This is a genomic window from Parapusillimonas granuli, from assembly GCF_013416525.1.
Classification (GTDB): domain Bacteria; phylum Pseudomonadota; class Gammaproteobacteria; order Burkholderiales; family Burkholderiaceae_B; genus Parapusillimonas; species Parapusillimonas granuli.
In genome coordinates this window covers 23,144-29,575 of record NZ_JACCEM010000018.1, presented here as the reverse complement: position 1 = coordinate 29,575, position 6,432 = coordinate 23,144, and the positions used below count along the sequence as shown (strand labels likewise).

Annotated in this window: 5 protein-coding genes and 1 pseudogene; all 6 read left to right on the top strand. The window is 67.3% G+C overall.

Going from position 1 to position 6,432, the window contains the following annotated elements; genetic code table 11:
* Positions 1–1,111, top strand: a pseudogene (locus tag H0A72_RS21535) (hypothetical protein); the annotation flags it as partial.
* A gap of 7 nt (positions 1,112–1,118) precedes the next feature.
* Positions 1,119–1,934 (top strand): tRNA pseudouridine(38-40) synthase TruA, encoded by an 816-nt coding sequence (gene truA / locus H0A72_RS21530; protein WP_180158566.1) that lies wholly within the window; start codon positions 1,119–1,121, stop codon positions 1,932–1,934.
* Between the two features lie 77 nt (positions 1,935–2,011).
* The gene (locus H0A72_RS21525; RefSeq protein WP_180158565.1) at positions 2,012–2,644 is read left to right on the top strand and encodes a TRAP transporter small permease subunit; all 633 of its coding nucleotides are present in this window, start codon (positions 2,012–2,014) and stop codon (positions 2,642–2,644) included.
* A gap of 2 nt (positions 2,645–2,646) precedes the next feature.
* On the top strand, positions 2,647–4,317 hold the full coding sequence (locus H0A72_RS21520; RefSeq protein ID WP_180158564.1) for a TRAP transporter large permease: 1,671 nt from the start codon (positions 2,647–2,649) through the stop codon (positions 4,315–4,317).
* A gap of 6 nt (positions 4,318–4,323) precedes the next feature.
* Positions 4,324–4,989, top strand: a complete 666-nt coding sequence (locus H0A72_RS21515; RefSeq protein ID WP_180158563.1) for a phosphoribosylanthranilate isomerase — start codon at positions 4,324–4,326, stop codon at positions 4,987–4,989.
* Between the two features lie 125 nt (positions 4,990–5,114).
* Positions 5,115–6,365, top strand: coding sequence for a kynureninase (gene kynU, locus H0A72_RS21510; RefSeq protein ID WP_180158562.1), 1,251 nt, complete (start codon positions 5,115–5,117; stop codon positions 6,363–6,365).
* The last annotated feature ends 67 nt before the right edge of the window (positions 6,366–6,432 follow it).

The following is a 6,432-nucleotide window of genomic DNA, read 5'->3' as shown; positions in this document are numbered from 1 at the left end:
ACGCGCCGCCGCAACGCCGGGCTCGCCGGCTGCGTCCGGCGCATCGGCCACGCCGGGTTCGCCCGCAGCGGCCGGCGCGCCAGCAACGCCCGGCTCGGCCCACGATGCCGATGTGCGGGCCGACGACCAGCTCGCGCTGCGCAAGGGCGTCGCCGACGCGGAACAGCGCGTCTCCCAGCTGGAAGACAACGTAAAGAATCTGAACGAAGCCCTGCGCGCGCAGGGCAGCGTCATCGGCGAGCTGGTGGTGGAAGGGGCGAAAGGGCTCAGCGAGTCCATCGCCCAGGCCACCGGGCCGGCGGACGGCGCGCAGCAGGCGGCGCCGGGCGCCGCCGGTCAGCCCGCCGCAGCCGGAAATGCCGCGGCGGGAGGAAGTGCGCCGGGCACGCCGGGAAGCTCGCCGGCCGCCGACACGGCCGCCGCCGGCGGCGCCGCGTCGTCATCGGCCGCCACGGCGGCCCATGGCGGCACATCCTCCACGCCGGGCGCCGCCGCCAACGGCGCGTCGTCCGCGGCGGGCGTCGCCCCGGCGGCCGGCGCATTGCCCGGATCGGGAGCGGCCGGTGGCGCTGCACCGCAAGCAGGCGCTGCAGGTTCCGGCGGCGCTACGCCGTCAGCCGGCGCGGCTGCGGCCAATGGCGCAACCTCATCGACCGGCGCCGGAGCGGCCAATCGCGCCACGCAGCCGGCGGGGCAGGCGGGGTCCGGCGGCACTGCGCCGCCATCGGGCGCGGGCGCAGCCAATGGTGCTGCGCCGTCGGCCGGCCCGGGGGCATCCAGCGGCGCGGCGGGTTCGCCGGGCGCCGGCGAGCGGGGTTCCACCCCCGCGGCCAAGGGGAAGGCCGGCGGTTCGGCCGATACCATTTCAACAAAGACGGAAAAAACTGTGTCCTGGTTTCAAGAGCATATGCTGGGTGTCATCACCGGCTTGCTGGCATTGATAGTGCTGGTCGTTGCATGGCTGCTGCGCCGTGCCAATTCGGCGCGCAACGAGGGCCGCGACGACAGCAGCGGCCTCATCACCGAAGCGATGGTCAGGGAAAAGCTCTCCCAGATCGATCTCGATCTGGACCGGAATTCCCCGAGCGGCAGCACACCCGGGCAGCGTTGAGGTTCGAATGCCCCGTGTGGCATTAGGAATCGCCTATGACGGATCGCACTGGCTGGGTTGGCAGACCCAGCCGGGCGGCCGCACGGTGCAGGATGCGCTCGAAGCCGCGCTGGCGCAGTTTCTTGCCGAGCCCCGGGTGGCCACCATTTGCGCCGGGCGCACCGACACCGGCGTGCACGCCCTCGAACAAGTGGTCCACCTGGACAGCCACGCCCAGCGCCGTCCGGAATCCTGGGTGCGCGGGCTCAATGCCTTGCTGCCTTCCAGCATCGCGGTTCAATGGGCGCAAGCCGTGCCGGACGATTTCCATGCGCGGTTTTCGGCGCGGGCGCGCAGCTACGTCTATGTGCTGCGCAACAGCCGCGTGCGCTCGCCTTTGCAGCACGGCCGCGTCGGCTGGGTCTATCACCCATTGGCGCTCGCGCCCATGAAGGACGCCGCGCGGCGCCTGCTGGGGGAGCACGATTTCAGCAGCTTCCGCTCCTCGCAATGCCAGGCGGCCGGCCCGGTCAGGACCCTGCACGCGCTCGAGGTGGAGCAATACGGCGAATATTTCCTGTTCACGTTCCGGGCCAATGCCTTCCTGCATCACATGGTCCGCAACCTGATGGGGGCGCTGCTGTATGTCGGGCTGGGGCGGCGGCCGCCCGACTGGATGGACGAGCTGCTGGCGCAGCGCGACCGCACGCGGGCGGCGCCCACTTTTGCGCCCGACGGCCTGTATTTCGTGCGGGCCGATTACCCTTCCGCATTCGGCCTGCCTGAAAACCGCCTGGAGGATCTGGTGCAATCCCACCTGGGCCTGGCGGCCGGCGCCTGTTGAGTCGGGGCATATACCGAGGGTAAATGTCCTGCGGATCGACTAGAATGCGCTACCGTGCAGCGGAAACCTTTGGACTCATGAAATTCCTTTTGTCATTATCCAGGATCATAGACGCGGTCAACACCCGGGTGGGGCAGGCCGTGATCTGGCTGACCCTCATCGTGGTGCTCGTCAGCGCAAGCAATGCGGTCGTCCGCAAAGTGTTCAACGTCAGTTCGAACGCCTGGCTCGAACTCCAGTGGTATCTGTTCGGGGCCATTTTCCTTCTGGCCGCGGGCTATACCTTTCTTCGCAACGAACACGTGCGGGTCGACGTCCTGTCGCAGAAGTTCTCGCGGCGCACCCAGATCAAGATCGAGATCTTCGGCGTGCTCTTCTTTCTGCTGCCGGCCTGCGTGCTGATCTTCTGGCTGTCCATACCATTCTTCCACGAGTCCTTCGTATTGAACGAGCAATCGTCCAATACCGGCGGGCTGATCCGGTGGCCGGCCAAGCTGCTGATACCGGTGGGCTTTTTGCTGCTGATCCTCGCGGGGCTGTCCCATCTCATCAAATGCGTGGGCTTCCTGATGGGCAAATGCCCGGACCCGACGGCGCGGCCCGTGGGCAAGTCCGCCGAAGAAGAGCTCGCCGATGAAATCCGCAGGCAGGCCCTGGCCGACCAGGCCGACTCCACGACTTCCAAAACAACAAACGCCAAGGGCAGCTGAACATGGAGTTCTTTGTAGACAACCTGGCGCCGATCATGTTCATCAACCTGATCGTGTTCCTGCTGCTGGGCTTTCCCGTTGCGTTTTCCCTTGCGGCCAACGGCATTCTTTACGGCCTGGTGGCCATCGACCTGGGCCTGATGCAGCCGGCGCTGTTCCAGGCGCTGCCGCAGCGCGTCTTCGGCATCGTGTCCAACGACACCCTGCTCGCGGTGCCGTTCTTCACGCTCATGGGGCTCATCCTGGAACGCTCCGGCATGGCGGAAGACCTGCTGGAAACCGTGGGGCAGCTGTTCGGCCCCATACGGGGCGGGCTGGCCATCGCGGTGGTCGTGGTCGGCGCGATGCTGGCGGCCACCACCGGCGTGGTGTCGGCGTCGGTGATCTCCATGGGCCTGATCTCGCTGCCGATCATGCTGCGCTACGGCTATGACAGGCGGCTGGCCACCGGCGTCATCGCCGCCTCGGGCACGCTGTCGCAAATCATCCCGCCCTCGCTGGTGCTGATCATCCTGGCCGACCAGCTGGGGCGCTCCATCGGCGACATGTACCGGGGCGCGATGATCCCTGGCCTGCTGCTGGCGGGCGCCTACATCGTCTATATCGTGATCATGACGATGATCCGGCCGTCCTGCGCGCCCGCGCTGCCCGAGGAAGCCCGCATCTACGTCAAGGAAGACGGCAGCAGGGGCCTGCGCTCGCTGCTGGTCCTGACCATCATCGCTTCCGTGGTCTCGTATTTCGCAACGCGCTACTATTTCAGCGAGCACACGCAAATCCCCGTCGATGAAAAAGTGGTGATCAGCCTCATGGCCTGGGGCCTGACGGCGCTGGCCATCGCGCTTGCGAACAAGCTGCTGGGCCTGGGCCTGCTGTCGGAAATCGCCGAGCGCGTCACCTTCGTGATGATGCCGCCGCTATTCCTCATTTTCCTGGTGCTGGGCACCATCTTCATCGGCGTCGCCACCCCCACCGAAGGCGGGGCCATGGGCGCGGTGGGCGCCCTGGTCATGGCCGTGTCGCGCGGGCGCTTCTCGTGGGCGCTGCTGCGCCAGGCCATGGACACCACCACCAAGCTTTCCTGCTTCGTGGTCTTCATCCTGGTCGGCTCCACCGTGTTCAGCCTGAGCTTTCGCGGCATCAACGGCGACATCTGGGTCGAGCACCTGCTGCGCGGCCTGCCCGGCGGCGAATGGGGCTTCCTGATCGTGGTCAGCCTGCTGACCTTCTTCCTGGCCTTCTTCCTGGACTTCTTCGAACTGGCCTTCATCATCGTGCCCCTGATCGGCCCGGTGGCCGACAAAATGGGCATAGACCTGATCTGGTTCGGCGTCCTGCTGGCGGTGAACATGCAGACCTCCTTCATGCATCCGCCCTTCGGGTTCGCCCTGTTCTACCTGCGCTCGGTCGCGCCCAAGGACGACTACCACGACCGGGTCACCGGCAAGCTCATTCCGCGCGTCAGCACCGGCGACATCTACTGGGGCTCGGTGCCGTTCATCTGCATACAAATCCTCATGGTCGCGGCGGTCATGGTGTTTCCTTCCATGGTCACCCATTACAAGGACGACGTCGAAATGGTGGATCCTTCGACCATCAACTTCGGCACCGAGAACGTCTACGGCTCCGACAGCTACGGCGGCGCGGATGACGCCGGCGCCGGCTTCAAGTAGGGCGGCATGCAAGACGGCAACAGCACGCATCCCCGCACGCGCGTCAAGATCTGCGGCCTGACCCGGGCCGAAGACATCGACAGCGCGGCGCGGGCCGGCGCCGACGCCATCGGCCTGGTGTTCTACCCGCACAGCCGCCGGGCGGTGTCCCTGGACCAGGCGCGGCGGCTGCGCGCCGCCGTGCCGCCTTTCGTCAGCGTCGTCGCCCTGTTCGTCAACCCGGCGCCGGACGCGGTGAACGAGGTCATCGACCAGCTGCGCCCCGATCTCCTGCAGTTCCACGGCGACGAAACCGCCGATTTCTGCGCGCAGTTCCGCCATCCCTATCTGCGCGCCTTCCGCGTCGGAGGCCCGGGCATGGACAGCCCCGAATGCGTGGGCGACGCATGCCGCGCCTACATGCACGCGCATGGCTGGCTGTTCGACAGCGACAGCGCCGGCTACGGCGGCAGCGGCCGGGGCTTCGACGCCGGCTTGCTCGACGTGGTCGCCGCGGCGCAGGACCGTCGCCCCCTGGTTCTCGCGGGCGGCCTGAACGCCGACACCGTGGTCCAGCGCATACGCCGCCTTCGCCCCTACGCGGTCGACGTCAGCAGCGGCGTGGAAATCGAACCGGGCATCAAGTCGGCCGAAAAGATCCAGGCCTTCATACGAGCGGTGCAAAGCGCCTAGGGCTGGTCGAGGTTGACGCTTGATCCGCCACGGCGGCGGGCCGCTTGGCCATCCGTTCCGCGCTGTGGCAAAATGCTTGAAGCCTATAGTATTCTTGGCGGCCCGCGCCGTACTCGGAGACCCCTATGACAACCCGTGAAGATTGCCTGGAACTGGACAGGAAAGACGCCCTGGCCGGCTTGCGCGACGAATTCTCGCTGCCCGCCGGCGTGATATACCTGGACGGAAACTCCCTGGGCGCCCGCCCGCGCGCCGCCCTGCAAAGAGCGCGCGAAGTGGTGGAGCACGAATGGGGCACGGACCTCATCCGCAGCTGGAACAAGGCAGGGTGGTTCGAACTGCCCCTGGCGCTGGGCGACAAGCTGGCCCCCTTGATCGGCGCGGGCCCGGGCGAGGCGGCCGTCACCGACACCACCTCCATCAACCTCTTCAAGGCGCTGGCGGCCGCCCTGCATCTGCAGGCGGCGGACCCCGCCCGGGCGGACCGGCGGGTCATCGTCACAGAACGCGGCAACTTCCCCACCGACGTCTATATCGCCCAGGGCCTGGCGCAGTGGCTGGGCCAGGGCTATCAGCTGCGCCTGGTGGACCGGCCCGAAGACCTGCCGGCCGCCATCGGCGCGGACGTGGCCGTCGTCATGCTCACCCACGTCAACTACCGCACCGGCCGCCTGCTCGACATGGCCGGGCTGACTCGCCATGCGCACGATCAGGGCGCCTTGATGGTCTGGGACCTCGCGCACTCGGCCGGCGCCTTGCCGGTGGACCTCAACGCAAGCTCGGCCGACTTCGCCGTGGGATGCACCTACAAATACCTCAACGGCGGCCCCGGCGCGCCGGCCTTCATATGGGTGGCGCCGCGCTACCTGGACCGCTTCCGCCAACCGCTGACGGGATGGTGGGGCCACGCGAACCCCTTCGCCATGCAAAGCGAATTCGTTCCCAGCACGACCATACGCTCGGCCCTGTGCGGCACACAGCCCACGGTTTCGCTGGCGCTCGTCGAATGCGGGCTGGACGTCTTCGCCAAGACCGACATCCACTCGCTGCGCCAGAAGTCCCTGGCCCTGACCGACCTGTTCATCGAGCTGGTGGAACAGCGCTGCGCCGCGCACCCGCTGGAACTCGTGACTCCCCGCGAACACGCGCTGCGCGGCAGCCAGGTCAGCTTCACCCATCCCCATGGCTACGCCGTGGTGCAATCACTGATCGACAAAGGCGTGATCGGCGACTATCGCGAACCCGGCATCATGCGCTTCGGCTTCACCCCCCTCTACATCCGTTTCGTGGACGTCTACGACGCCGTGGAAACCCTGGCGCGCATCCTGGACGAAGGCGATTACGACCTGGACCGGGCACGCGACGCCGTGACCTGAGGGCATTGGCGCGAGGCGCGGTGCGCGGATTCGATCCGCGCGCGCCGCCCTTACTCGAACAACGGCA